This window comes from Algoriphagus sediminis (genome assembly GCF_030403435.1).
Classification (GTDB): Bacteria; Bacteroidota; Bacteroidia; order Cytophagales; family Cyclobacteriaceae; genus Algoriphagus; species Algoriphagus sediminis.
In genome coordinates this window covers 95,339-108,421 of record NZ_JAUEPH010000005.1, presented here as the reverse complement: position 1 = coordinate 108,421, position 13,083 = coordinate 95,339, and the positions used below count along the sequence as shown (strand labels likewise).

Sequence of the window (13,083 nt, the reverse complement as noted above, 5' to 3'; positions counted from 1 at the left end):
TAGAAAGTTCGTATCAGTCAGACTGCGAAATTTAGCTGAATTTGGCACAATAATGCAAATAACTTGCCAACTTTAAACGTTCTGTTTTCTGCTTAAAGTGAATCAATTCTTTAGTTTTTTATCCATAAATCAGGCTTAAAACCTGAACCGCGGAGTACGCTGAATCACCCTCTCTATTTCCCTGCTGATATCAGGTAAAGTATACCTCAACATCAGCTCATGGCTAGTTGGTGATTTCGCCTCAAGACCTCCTACCACTAAATCAAATGCATACCCCACTGTAAGAGAGTTATCTCTAAGCAGACTATAGCCTAAAATAATCGAAACGGATTCCTCGCCTCTAAAGGCCAGACCTCCACTTATTCTATTTTGATGCGTAGCCATAACGCTCACTTCGTAGGAAAAATTATTAAAGGATACAGTTTTCAACAAAAAGCTTGGCTCAATCACCAAAGCTCCAACTGGTCTGAATCGGTATCCGAATAATGCATAACTATGATTTCTAAGCTGGTTGTCAAAAGAACCATCTCCAAAATCAAAAGCGGGCTCATTCAAATGCCTACTGCTGAGCCCCAAATAATATCGCCCTTTGTCAAGCAAAAGACCTGCACCAAAATTGATATTTACTTGTGTTTCCTTTCCCGATGTGGGCAAGCCTGGCTCGGGATTCACAGTAATTAATTCACCATAATCCAGTGAACTTGAGAACATACCAGCATATAACCCAAAACTCAGTGTCCCTTTCTTTAAATTGCGGTGATATGCACCCTGTAAGTTAATTTCAAGATTACCATTAGCACCGATTTGATCATTCACTAGGGTAATTCCATAACCAATATTCTTCCCGTCTAGACTTCCCTGTGCTGTCAAAAGCTGAGTAACAGGAGCTCCTCCTGCACCAGAGCTGGTCGTATAATTAAGCCACTGAGATCGGTGTAGGGCTGAAAATCTAAAACCTCCATCTTTTCCCGCAAAAGCAGGATTATAATACATGCCATTGTACATGTACTGTGTGAACTGAGCATCTTGCTGGGCCCACCCCTCTTCTATGAATCCAAAGGAGGAAATCAAAAAAATCGATATCCGAATGAAAGGAAAGAAAACTCCTTTTCGACTCATCTGTGGTTGCTTTAGTTTTAGTTTTCGGCTAATGATATTGATTTAAACTGAAAAACAACACATTTTGATTCCAAGAATTACAAATTATTTGCCTTCTTGATGTAAAGCTCCAGAGCTCCGGTCATACTTGGGGCGTTTGGAAGCGGTGCTTCTATATCGATAATCATCCCCAAATCTGCAGCTGCCTGAGATGTCGTGGGCCCGAAAGTCGCAATTCTCGTTTGCCCCTGAACAAAATCCGGAAAGTTCTGCATGAGTGATTTTAATCCAGAAGGGCTAAAAAACGCCAAAATATCGTACTTCACATTTGCCAAGTCAGATAGATCGTCTGCGAGGGTATGGTAAATTACAGCCTCGGTGAAATCAATATCATTTTCGGTAAGAAAATTCGGAATGTCATCCTTTCTAATATCAGAACAGGGGAAAAGAAATTTCTCTCCCTTGTGCTTTTTAAAATATTCGAAAAGATCCCGAGCAGTCTTATATCCTACAAAAAGCTTTCGCTTTCTGATAACAATGTATTTCTGAAGGTAGTGAGCGGTCTGCTCTGAAATACAGAAGTATTTCATATCTGCAGGCATCTCAATTTTGAAATCTTTACAGATGGAAAAAAAATGATCGATAGCATTCCTAGAGGTAAAAATTACCGCTGTATGCTTAAGGATATCTATTTTTTGCTTTCTAAATTCTTTAGCTGGAACAGGCTCGACCCGGATAAATTGCCTGAAGTCAATCTTAAGCTTATATTTTTCTGCCAGCTGAATGTAAGGAGACTTTGGATTAGAGGGCTTAGGCTGAGAAACCAAAATGCTTTTCACTGGTCTCAACCTATCTTTGCTCACTGTGCTCATTCGAAAATACGTGTTTTAGCTTCCTAAATTACTGACCCAAATTCATGATGATCTTGGCAAACACCAGAAAGGGTACCATTTCTGCGAGGCAAAGGTAAGTAAATAAATGATATTTATTAAAGCTGAATCGATTACTCATAATTATGAAAAGCATAAAAACCCCTAAAAGGTAAAGCCAAAAAATTGCCTGTAGCAAAAGATTCAAAGCCTCTTGAGACTGATCAAAGTTGTTTACCAAAAAAAAGGCGATGATCAATAGAAGAATTCCACTTCCAATGATCAGAATTCTTAGCAAATAGAAAAAATGTGAAAATGGAACCCTTCCCAGATCAAAAACAAAAGCCGTGGTTCTCAAAAAGGAAAATTTGACAATTGTAATCAGAAAGAACGCAAAGGAAAGTAGGAGCCATAAACCAGCCAAAGGCCAAAACTCAAACCCCGTCCAATTTGAGACCCATGAATCCTGAAATAAGGCCAGCCCAACCAAGGATATCATTCCCAACAATAAATTCGTGATCATCACGAAAAGTAAAATATCAAGTGAAAAGAATTTTTGAAGGGATCCACTTTGAGAAAAGTCCTCCGCATTAATCAAGGATAAAGGCTGAGTCATCGAAGCAAAGAGAAAAGGATAGGCCATCCTGTAAATCGCAGTGAGAAAAAGAATAATGATCACCCCAACGAAAAAAACATTATTTAAAGAAGATTTGGTCAACCCTTGTCTTACCTCTAGAACATTTGATGTTTTCTTTGCCTGTGGAAGATTAGCTGATGATAGAACCTTTTGGACCTTGAAATCTTCGATACTTAGCTTTTCACCCATGAATATCAAACTTAGCTCCTCTCCGGCAAACGAATTTTTTATTGAAGACAAAGGCATTAGAATGGTTGTGTCTTGCCCTGCAAAAAACCAAACTTCAGAATTGGCAAACACCGTAATCGGACCCGGTAAATTCATCAGCACATTGGAACTAGGAAAAGCCTTTAAATCCAAGTCCAATTCGTATCGTACCTGAGTATCTAATAAATTTTCCTTCGGCAGTCTTTCAATCTCACCTGTGTGATCAACGAGGGTTTGAGCATAGCCCTTGAGACCTATTGCAAAAATGATAAAAACTAAAATTGCTCTAATTACTCTCATTTGTCAAAAGGTTGCCACATATCCAAAATGAATCCTTGAATAGGAAATAGAAAACGGCTGTTCATTGGATGAACCCAATCCCAAAATAAATTTAAATAACCCATTGCCAGTGTCTAAATTAAGCCCCCCTCCTACTGAGAAGGCTGTATCCCGGCTTATCTGAGAAAATGGATCTTGTATAATCCCTCCATCCACGAAGGCCAACAAATAGGACCCTTCTCCGAAAAACAGGCGCTGCTCAAAATTCAGATATCCAAAACTACGTGCATAAAAGAAGTTTTCATTAAATCCACGGATACTTTTTAACCCACCAAGCCGAAAAAGATCATTCGTTAATAGGTTTTCGTTTTCTATCCATCCAAAAGAAGAGCGAGCCCACATTCCCCATGATGGATTTACGTTGATGAATTTTTCGATAGATCCATACACTGAATACTGAGCGGTATTTAAATCAATGGAATTATAGATTTCTTCTGGAATCGCGGTGTTTTGGATGATCCTTTTATTTCCAGCGGAGAAATTCGTCAAAAATCTCCACCCTGATCTTGGAAGAATCGGTGAGTCTAGAGTATTCCAATCCAGGCCAAATCCATATTGATTCCAGCGAAAATCAGCAGCATCTGGTAACTCCGTTATTTCACCAAAGCCAAAAGTGGAAATTAGATCACTGGCTTCTCTAATCGTAAAAAAGCTCAAACTTAGATTTGGCCTTGGCCTATAGCCAAAGGATAATTCAAAATTCCTATTGAGGAAAGTCGTATCCTGCTTAAGCAAGTTAAACCCAATGCGGGCGCTGAGAGGTGATCCAAAGAGGAAGGATTCCCGATAACCGAGGCTTAGACTCTGAGTTTCCACATTCAATCGCTGCCAGTGAACTTCAATATCCCTTCCTTTTCCTCCCAAGTGATAGAGCTCCAGATCAAGCTGGCCTGTGATTAACACCTTGCCTTGCTCGTTCTCATTTGGCAAAATTCCAATCACCCCATCCAGCCTATTTGCCCTTCTATCTCGGAGAGTAAAAACTGGTTGGGCCTTGCGCTGTTGAAACCTTAATTCAGGATTTCTGGCTAGCGAAAAGTAAGGTGAACAAGAAATCAGAAGTGTTGCTTGCTCGAATTTAGATTGTGAGAATGGTTTCCCTATTTCTAGAAAACTTAAATTCTGAAGATATTTAGGTGAAGTCCTACTTTGCCCTTCTACCTTTACAGAATCCCAAGTAATTCTTGGACCAGGGTCGAAAACCAAACTCCCGATCAAGCTCTCTCCGTCTCTTTTTACGGAGTCCAGTTCCAAACTTGCAAAAGGGAAACCTTCGTTTTCAGCCTGTAAAAGAATCTTCTGAGTCCATTTCGAGTACTCTAAATAGGTCCTTTCATTTTTGCTTTCGCCTTCATTAAATCTGGTCGGAAGGTTATCTGAATAAATTCGAACTGACTTGATTTTTGGACCTAGATCCAAAACAGCAAAAAGTGTATCCGCTTTTGTTTCCTGATTCCAATAGGCAGAAAGATATCCTTCAGCTACCTTCTGGGTAAGTATAGAGTCAAGAAAAATTTCCCTCGAACTCGAGCTGAGAAATAATTTTTCCTGCTTAACCTCATCATTATTTGTCAGCCAAATCAAAACCGAAGAATCCTGGGCGTAACTGATCTGTGTAAAGCAAATCAACAGGAAAAATACTATTTGGGTCAGTCGGTTCAGAGGAGTAAGACTAGTAGTTATATTTGCAAAATAACGGAATTACTTTGGCAGGCATTTACATCCATATCCCATTTTGCAAGCAAGCTTGTCATTATTGTGATTTTCATTTTTCTACGAGCCTGAATCTTAAAGAGCAGATGATTTCAGCAATCTGCAAGGAATTGGAGCTTAGAAGGGGTTTTCTTAAAGGACAGAGGATACAGACCATTTATTTTGGAGGTGGAAGTCCTTCTATTCTTGAAGCAAAGGATATCGAGCGCATTCTGAACACGGTCCACTCATTTCACCGTTGTGAACTTCAAGAAGTGACCCTAGAAGCAAACCCGGATGACCTCTCTGAGGAAAAACTTCAAAGCTGGAAAAGCTTAGGGATCGACAGGCTTTCCCTTGGAATTCAGAGCTTTCAGCAAAACCGACTGTCCTTTTATAATAGAGCCCACACAGCAGAAGAATCTTTATTAGCCATTGACAAGGCTAGAAAAGAGGGATTTGAGAAGTTCAATCTGGACCTGATTTATGGGTATCCCGACACAAGCCATGATGCCTGGATGAAGGATTTGCAAATTGCCCTTGAACTAGATCCTGGCCATTTGTCCTGCTATGCTTTGACTGTGGAGCCAAATACAGCTTTAGGCCACTGGGCCCAAAAAGGCAGCTTTAAAGAGGCCAATGATGATTACGTAGCTGTGGAATTTGAAATCCTCCAGGAATACACAGAAAAGATGGGCTACACTCAGTATGAGGTATCGAACTTTGCCAAGGATGGTAAGCTATCCCTCCACAATTCAAACTATTGGAAACATATTTCTTACTTGGGGGTGGGGCCTTCTGCCTTTAGTTTTGATGGTGAGGACAGAGGAAGTAATGTTAGAAATAATGCCATCTACATTAGAAAGCTTTCTCAAAATCAAATCGCATATGAATCAGCATTTTTAAGCCGTGAAGACAAAATCAATGAGTATCTTCTTACCAGTCTCAGAACGATTTGGGGAGCTGATCTGGATTATCTAAAGTCAAAATTGAACTTTGATCTCCTTAAATTAAAAATCAAACTAATCGAGAAGATGAATGAGGAAGGCTTACTTCTTTGGAATGAAAAAAATGTAACTTTGACGAAGAAAGGTAAGCTACTCGCAGATAGTGTGGCTTCAGCACTTTTTACCGATTAATATGCAAAGATTTTCCAGCTCAAGCCGAAAGAAAGACGCTGCTCCCATGGAGTCGGCCTTTAAGGAGTTATTAAAAGCATATCGTCTTGAGGATAAATTCCAGGAAAAGTCTTTGATCCATCAGTGGCCTGAACTGGTGGGAAAAACCATCTCAAGTCGAACCACAAACCTTTATATAAAGGACAAAAAACTTTTTGTAAAAATACAATCTGGACCGGTGAAAAAAGAGCTTCAGATGAATAAGCAGAAAGTTCTGAACCTAATCCATGAAAAGTATGGGGAAGATTTGATTACGGATCTGGTGTTTTATTAGAATTCGTTAAAACCTACCTTTCTCCAACTTCAGCGCGAGATTTCTCCACCTAATTTCAGGGATAAATAAGTATACTTGTGCGAGATAACTATGTTAAAAGCACTCAAGATTAATTCAGGTAGGCTAAGCTTTCTCCTCGCTATTCTAGTGTGGCTGGCTCTGCTATTCGTGGACTTAGTCAGGGTTTTTGGTATAGTGAATGAACTGGAATCCGGTATTCGAGAAGAGTTCACATGGATTCTGGAGATTCTCTTTTTCCTTTCCGTTTACAGTTTCTATAACTACACGATAAATAAGGGAAATCAAATCAATTTTCTTGGTCTTATCTGGAGAGCTGCTTCAACCGGGATTTTCGCATCTGGATTTGCCTTGCTTGTGACATTTTTTTATTCGAGCCTTGGTGACACAAAACTGGCAAATGAGCCTTTCCTGAAAAACTTTTTCTATCACATAAATTTTGCCCTCACATCCATCTTTTTGATCTCCGTTACCCTGCTTTGGAAGAATTTGATTTTATATCAAAAGAACAAACGGGTAGTAAAGCAATGGCAGGCCTTTGAGTTTATACTCCTGATCTCCATGGTTTTCATTTTTTTCAATCAAAACACACTTGACTACAGCTTCCTTTTTGGAATGGTAATTTTGATTGGTTTTGGAATTATTCTGTCTGTTAACCTGAAGTGGATACCCTATTTGACCTTCAAAGAAAAATGGAAGTCGCTTCTGTTTTTAGCGATAATCATCATTTCCTGTGGATACCTTTTTTTCCAGCTTCGAAATTATACAGATAGAAGTGTATACATGGTAAACCTAACAGACAACCTGTTTTTAATTGCTCTTTTCTCCTTCATTTTCACATATGCTGTTTTTGCCTTTCTAGTCACCCTATTCAATCTACCTACTTCTTCAGTCTTCGAGCAAAAACTCACTGAGGCCCTCAGCTTTCAGCGTCTAAGCCAATCAATTCAGCCCGATGAAAATGAGGAAAAAGTTCTGGACATTTTGATGGACTCATGTATGAGCGCTTCATTTTCAGATGCGGCATGGTTAGAATTGAATGGGAAAATTATAGAGAGTGATTCCAATCTTCAAGCTCGACTCATTGATAAAAATACTAAGGAAGAAGTCGCTAACCTAATCGAACAAAACAAGGCATCGAGAGATTTTCCCGAAGACGAAATTTCGCATGAAATAGAACCGATTCCACTTCGCCTTGTACACCCGAAATTTGAGTCTGCACTTTTAGTACCCTTGATTCTAAATCGAACAGTTATTGGAAGGATGGTTCTATTAAAAGAGGTGAAGGATGGTTTTAATAAAGAGATGATCTCCATCATCACCACCTTCGTCAGGCAAGCATCCATTTCTGTAGAAAATCATAGGCTGCTTAACCAAGCAATTAGAAATGAGCGATATCAGGAGGAATTAAAGATTGCTCAGCGCGTACAAAAAGCCCTATTACCTGAGAATCTGGATCACAACGAGCATTTCGATATTTGTGCATTTTCAAACACCGCAGATGAGGTAGGAGGTGACTATTACGACACTTATCAATTAGATGAGAATCGATTCGTTCTGATTATTGGAGACGTTTCTGGGAAGGGAACATCAGCTGCATTTCACATGTCACAGATGAAGGGAATCTTCCAAAGTTTAATTCAACTTGATCTATCTCCGGCAGCATTTATGGTGAAGGCCAATGCAGCCTTGAGTAAGTGTTTGGAAAGAAACCACTTCATTACCGCTTCCATCTTTATTTTGGACACTTCGAAAAAATCGATTTGTCATGCCAGAGCAGGTCATGTACCGACTCTTTACTTTGATACCAAAACTTCCCATTCAGAGTACCTTGGAATCGAAGGTCTTGGCTTAGGAATTTTAAGAAACAAGCAATATTCAAATCACGTAGAAGAAAAGACTTTCCACTACAGCGATGGAGATACTTTGGTGCTATTCACAGATGGAATCGTAGAGGCTAAAAATGAAAAGTCCCAGCAATTTGGTTATGAAAGAATCCGAAACCTTTTAGAGGTTTATCATGGTCTAGGCCCCGAAGAAATTCAACAAAAAATAATTCAATCTCTCCACGGTTTCGTTGGTGGTGATGGTCTGATAGACGATGACTATTCCATGATGGTGGTAAAGTTTAAGAAATAAACAATGCTCAAACTCAAACAAATTTCCGAAAGTCCAAATCATATCTTGAGGGTACAGGGAGAAATAGATGCCAGTAACTCCGTGCAGCTGGATGAAGCCATGCAGGAAGCTATTCAAACAGGAACCAAAAGTATTTTGGTGGATTGTCTAGGATTGGAATACATTTCCTCGGCCGGGCTCGGTGTTTTCATGTCATACTTAGAAGATTTTAAAGAAGAGGGCATTTCATTCAAGATTTATGGTCTTTCCGAGAAAGTTTTCGAAGTATTCAAAATCCTAGGTTTGGATCAGTTAATACCAATATTCACAGATAAGGAAGCTGCTTTGGCCAGCTGAAAATGAATAATGTCATAAAATTATATTGCCAAACTGCATCGCTCGCCGAACTCCGTAAATTCTTGCAAGAGAAGCTGGAAGAAAGTGCCATTTCGGATGCTTTACAATTACAGTTGATCCTTGCTGTGGAAGAGGTTTGTGCCAACCTGATCATTCATTCGCATCATTGTAACCAAAGCGAACATATCAGTGTGCAAGTGAGCCAGAGCGAGAGTAGAATTATTTTTGAGATCAGGGATCAAGGTGATTCCTTTAATTTACTCGAATACGACACTCCAAAAATCAAACAAGTGGTGGGAGAAAAAAGAAAAGGTGGTATAGGAATTATTCTGGTCAAGAAAATTATGGATGAAATCAAATTTTCAGCCGTAGGAAAAACAAACATCTGTCAGCTGATAAAGAAGATTTGATCCTAATTCATGTTAAAAGCCTGATGGGCAATTAGAATCCCCTCATTTCTTGATAAATTTGTAACATTGCGAACTGAACGCATTACGATCAACCATGAATTTTTATCTCAAAATAGCAACATTTTATGCGCTGCTGAGCTGTCTTAGTTTCTTTCAGATGGAAGGGGCATTGGCTGATCAGTCAGATGAGATCATGACTATCGGTGGGGAGCCCGTTTCCAAATCTGAGCTAATTTATCTCATCTCAAAAGGTCAAAAAGAAGATCCATCTGTGGGAGGATTATCCAGAGAGGAGTTCGAAGAAAACCTGGAGCTTTTCGTCAATTATAAACTGAAAGTTAAAGAAGCCGAAAGCCTGAACCTCCACAAAACCGAAGAATTTTTAAGGGAATATGAATCCTTCAAGGAGAACTTAATGGCCCCTTATTTAATAAAAAATTCTTTGGAAGAAGGAGAAGTTCGAAAAGCATATTCCAGAATGCAAGAGGTGGTAAGGGCGAGCCATATCCTTTTCCAATTCCCTCCAAATGCCAGCAAAGAAGATTCTCTGATCGTATTGCGGATGGCTGTAAAAGTGAAGCAGGAAGTAGAAAATGGAGGAAACATTAATGAACTCGCAGTAGAGTATTCGGATGATCCTTCTGCCAAACTAAATCGTGGCGATTTGGGCTATTTCACTGCTTTGCAAATGGTACCTGCTTTTGAAGATGCAGTTTACAATATGCGCACGGGAGAAATATCAGATCCGGTATTGACCGACTTTGGGTACCATATCATCCAGGTAATGGATCGACGACCAAACCCAGGGCAGGTAAAGGTTTCTCACCTGCTGGTCAGAATAGATCCTGAAAATCCTGATGGCGAAGACAATGCAAAACGGTTGGTTGGAGATATCTACCAGGAAATTCAAAAAGAGAGCACCAGCTGGACTGAAATAGTTAAAAATTTCTCAGAAGACGCATCTACGCGAGAAAAAGGTGGAATGCTACCCTGGTTTAGTGTGGGGTCAATGATCCCAGAATTTGAAATGACTGCATTTTCACTTTCCGAAGAGGGAGAAATTTCTCCTCCAGTAAAAACTCAATATGGGTACCATATTTTGAGATTGGAAGACAAAAGGCCCTTAGAGTCCTTTGAATCTCAGGAACAGGTTATTCGTTCCAAAATACTTCGAGCTTCCAGGAGATCACTGATTCAGTCCCAGGTAATGGCGATCCAGAAATCAAGATACAGTTTTGAGGAAAATGAATCGAACTACCTTAGCCTAAAGGAAAACCTAGAGGGCTTTTCCAGAGCCAGTGACTATCAAAATTTCAAAGATTCACCCAATTGGAGTGATAGTGAACTCTTCCGAATCAGTGGAAAAGCGTACACCACCACAGATTTTTTGAGCTTTGTCTCATGGAAAGAAAGAATCCCAAATTCAAACTCTGAAACTTTGTTCGATAGCTGGTATACTGCCTTTACGGCCGAGTGCCTCAATAGAACTGAAGAAAAGGACGTCACTGAATCAAATCGGGATTATCAAATGACTCTGAACGAGTACAGAGATGGCATTCTCCTTTTTTCACTGATGAATCAGGAAGTATGGCAAAAAGGCATTATGGATTCTTTGGGGCAGAGAAGCTACTATAACGCAAATCTGGAAGATTACTTCTGGAAAGATCGTGTAGAGGCTATGATGGTCAAGGTCTTAGACATTGGTAAAGCCTCCCTCGCAAGAGATTTTCTTATTTCAAAAAACCTGACCCCTGACTTAAAGAAGGAATTTGAAAATTCGATACAAAGCCAAAATCAGCTTGCCTTTCAAAGTGAATACGGATTGATGGAAATAGACAATCACCCTGTTCTTTCCTCAGCCGACCTCAACCAGACCTATCAGGAAGTAGAAGCAAATGGTCACCTTCATCTTTTAGTAATAGGAGATGTAATTGAAGGCGGTCCCAAAGATTTTACCGAGATTCGCGGTTTGGTTATCAAAGATTATCAGGAATACCTGGACGATAGTTTAATCGAAAAACTAAGAGAAAAATATCCAATTGTAATCGATGAAGAGGCAAAAGAGGAAGCTTTCATCGCATTGAATCAATAATTTAATCACCTAGTTAACTATCCGTATGGGATAGCTCATTTATAAAATGAAAAAACTAAACCACATAATTTTACTAGCCCTTTTCTTGATCAGTAGTGGAAATATCCTTGCCCAGGATGAAGAACCCACCGGTCAGGTATTGGATAAAATCGTTGCCAAAGTTGATAATTTCATTGTACTGGAATCAGATGTTCAGCGAAGTTTCATTGAAGCGATCGCTCAATCCCAGCAAGGAATCGAACCTCCCACACGATGTCAGGTTTTTGAGTCTTTACTCATCAATAAACTAATGGTTGCCAAGGCCGAAATAGATTCGGTGGTTGTTTCAGATGCTGAGGTTATGCTTCAGGCTGACCAAAGATTCAATATGGTCATGCAGCAATTTGGAGGTGACGAAGGTACCCTTATCGAAGTTTATGGAAAGACTTCAGACCAACTCAAGTCTGAGATCGAAGAAGTAATCAAAGAGCAGATGATTGTGCAAAGGATGCGGAGTAGAATCACTGAAGGATTAAGTGTTTCTCCAGCTGAGGTTCGGGAGTTTTTTGAACTAATCCCAACCGATTCTTTGCCATTTTTCTCTGCTGAAGTGACTGTGGGACAAATCGTAAAAAAGCCTGAAGTGAGCCTGGAAATAAAAGATCAGATTGTGAATCAGCTTAGGCAGTTCAAGGAAGATATTTTAGCAGGGAAAGCAGATTTTGCCGATCTAGCAAGGAGGTTTTCTGAAGATCCTGGTTCTGGCCCTCAAGGTGGAGATTTAGGTTTCTTCCGTAGGGGTGAACTAGCTCCAGAATATGAAGCCACAGCTCTAGGTCTCAGACAGGGAGAAATAAGTGATCCCGTTGAAACTGATTTCGGAATTCATATGATTCAACTACTGGAAATCGATGGATCCAGATACAACACCAGACATATCCTTAGAATACCTCAAGCTTCAGAAGCAGATCTAATGAAGGCAGAAAGGTTTTTGGATAGTTTGAAAACAGAAATCCAAGCAGGAAATATTGATTTTGCGAAGGCCGCCAAGGAAAACTCTGATGATAGAACTACCTCTGACAATGGAGGATTTTTCACAGATCCAAATAACGGTTCAAACCGGCTGACCTTAAGAACTCTCGAAGATCCTGTTTTATACTTTACTCTAGATAGTATGGAAGTGGGAGAAATTACTGAACCTATTCGTTTTGAAACCCCACGAGCTGGGACCCAAATTCGGATTCTTTACTATCAATCCAGATATCCTGCTCACAGAGCTAATCTCAACGATGACTACGAAAAAATGAAAGCAGCAACTTTGAGATCAAAAGAGGATGAACTACTCAGTGAATGGTTTCTCACAGCAAAGGAAGATGTTTTTATAGATTTGGATCCGAGCTATGACCGATGTAATGTTTTAGAAGAAAAATGAGAAAAAGCTCCAATATTGGAGCTTTTTCTCATTTCATGAAAAGTGCCTTAAGGGCCAATCCAATTTGTTTTAATCCTTCGGCTAAATGATTTTTTGATTCTTCTAGCCTTGGGTCAATTTTTTCCTTTTGAGATTTAAATTCTTTTTCGAGTAGGTCTTTACCCTTTTTTAACTCTTCCTCCAGAGTCGTTTTATTTTCTCTTAGCTCTGAAAGCTTTTTGTCAATTTCCACTTTTGCCTCCTTTCCAGCTTCCTCACCCTTTTTCACGAGTTCTTCTATTTTCTCTCCTATCTCCTGAAGGACGTCTTCAATTTCGTCAATTGTGCTTTTTTCTTTTTTCATAAGGCTTAGGTTTGAATTAATAAGTTACTCAATTTTTGAG

At 39.6% G+C, this 13,083-nt stretch carries 12 protein-coding genes; 7 read left to right on the top strand and 5 right to left on the bottom strand.

What is annotated here, in order from left to right:
- Nucleotides 1-135 precede the first annotated feature (135 nt).
- The 4 genes from QVH07_RS12110 to QVH07_RS12095 form a co-directional block, all read right to left on the bottom strand.
- Nucleotides 136-1,119: a PorP/SprF family type IX secretion system membrane protein gene (locus QVH07_RS12110; RefSeq protein ID WP_290000722.1), complete on the bottom strand. Its 984-nt coding sequence runs from the start codon at nucleotides 1,117-1,119 to the stop codon at nucleotides 136-138.
- A 77-nt stretch (nucleotides 1,120-1,196) separates the two neighbouring features.
- The gene (locus QVH07_RS12105) at nucleotides 1,197-1,970 is read right to left on the bottom strand and encodes a uroporphyrinogen-III synthase (protein WP_290000720.1); all 774 of its coding nucleotides are present in this window, start codon (nucleotides 1,968-1,970) and stop codon (nucleotides 1,197-1,199) included.
- 28 nt (nucleotides 1,971-1,998) lie between these two features.
- Complete coding sequence (locus QVH07_RS12100) at nucleotides 1,999-3,111, bottom strand: DUF4271 domain-containing protein (protein WP_290000718.1); 1,113 nt, start codon at nucleotides 3,109-3,111, stop codon at nucleotides 1,999-2,001.
- 3 nt (nucleotides 3,112-3,114) lie between these two features.
- Nucleotides 3,115-4,779 (bottom strand): BamA/TamA family outer membrane protein, encoded by a 1,665-nt coding sequence (locus QVH07_RS12095; RefSeq protein ID WP_290000716.1) that lies wholly within the window; start codon nucleotides 4,777-4,779, stop codon nucleotides 3,115-3,117.
- Between the two features lie 56 nt (nucleotides 4,780-4,835).
- Here QVH07_RS12095 and hemW point away from each other — a divergent pair, with 56 nt between their 5' ends.
- The 7 genes from hemW (at nucleotide 4,836) to QVH07_RS12060 (ending at nucleotide 12,700) form a co-directional block, all read left to right on the top strand.
- Nucleotides 4,836-5,981, top strand: a complete 1,146-nt coding sequence (gene hemW, locus QVH07_RS12090) for a radical SAM family heme chaperone HemW (protein WP_353890991.1) — start codon at nucleotides 4,836-4,838, stop codon at nucleotides 5,979-5,981.
- Nucleotide 5,982: 1 nt separating this feature from the next.
- Complete coding sequence (locus QVH07_RS12085) at nucleotides 5,983-6,294, top strand: DciA family protein (protein WP_290000714.1); 312 nt, start codon at nucleotides 5,983-5,985, stop codon at nucleotides 6,292-6,294.
- Nucleotides 6,295-6,384: 90 nt separating this feature from the next.
- Entirely contained in the window at nucleotides 6,385-8,451 is a 2,067-nt protein-coding gene (locus QVH07_RS12080; protein WP_290000713.1) for a GAF domain-containing SpoIIE family protein phosphatase, read from the top strand.
- 3 nt (nucleotides 8,452-8,454) lie between these two features.
- Nucleotides 8,455-8,787, top strand: coding sequence for an STAS domain-containing protein (locus QVH07_RS12075; RefSeq protein WP_290000712.1), 333 nt, complete (start codon nucleotides 8,455-8,457; stop codon nucleotides 8,785-8,787).
- A 2-nt stretch (nucleotides 8,788-8,789) separates the two neighbouring features.
- Nucleotides 8,790-9,197: an ATP-binding protein gene (locus QVH07_RS12070; RefSeq protein WP_290000710.1), complete on the top strand. Its 408-nt coding sequence runs from the start codon at nucleotides 8,790-8,792 to the stop codon at nucleotides 9,195-9,197.
- A gap of 94 nt (nucleotides 9,198-9,291) precedes the next feature.
- Nucleotides 9,292-11,289: a peptidylprolyl isomerase gene (locus tag QVH07_RS12065; protein ID WP_290000707.1), complete on the top strand. Its 1,998-nt coding sequence runs from the start codon at nucleotides 9,292-9,294 to the stop codon at nucleotides 11,287-11,289.
- Between the two features lie 46 nt (nucleotides 11,290-11,335).
- Nucleotides 11,336-12,700 carry a peptidylprolyl isomerase gene (locus QVH07_RS12060; RefSeq protein WP_290000706.1) on the top strand — a complete coding sequence of 455 codons (1,365 nt, stop codon included), beginning with the start codon at nucleotides 11,336-11,338 and terminating at the stop codon, nucleotides 12,698-12,700.
- A gap of 28 nt (nucleotides 12,701-12,728) precedes the next feature.
- Here QVH07_RS12060 and QVH07_RS12055 read toward each other — a convergent pair whose 3' ends face one another.
- The gene (locus tag QVH07_RS12055; RefSeq protein WP_290000704.1) at nucleotides 12,729-13,043 is read right to left on the bottom strand and encodes a hypothetical protein; all 315 of its coding nucleotides are present in this window, start codon (nucleotides 13,041-13,043) and stop codon (nucleotides 12,729-12,731) included.
- Between the last annotated feature and the right edge of the window lie 40 nt (nucleotides 13,044-13,083).